This is a genomic window from Burkholderia sp. Ac-20345 (genome assembly GCF_017104825.1).
Classification (GTDB): Bacteria; Pseudomonadota; Gammaproteobacteria; order Burkholderiales; family Burkholderiaceae; genus Burkholderia; species Burkholderia lata_B.
Genome location: NZ_JAAGPO010000576.1, coordinates 1 through 257, shown reverse-complemented (window position 1 = coordinate 257; position 257 = coordinate 1). Strand labels below are relative to the sequence as shown.

At 49.0% G+C, this 257-nt stretch carries 1 rRNA gene; it reads left to right on the top strand.

Annotation, left to right across the window (positions count from 1 at the left end):
* Positions 1–157: 157 nt before the first annotated feature.
* A 23S ribosomal RNA gene (locus G3O06_RS48770) occupies positions 158–257 on the top strand; the annotation flags it as partial.

The following is a 257-nucleotide window of genomic DNA, read 5'->3' as shown; positions in this document are numbered from 1 at the left end:
CGGAAGCGTCTATGAGATGGACGTGAAAACTATCCGGGTTGTGATTGTATCGATGTATCTCAAGATGATTCGAACTCTATGTTTGACTCAATTGGAATACGGCACAAATGCGAGAACTCAACCTGTAGCGACTGTCGATGAGACAGACTCGTTATAGGGTCAAGCGAACAAGTGCATGTGGTGGATGCCTTGGCGATCACAGGCGATGAAGGACGCGGTAGCCTGCGAAAAGCTACGGGGAGCTGGCAAACAAGCTT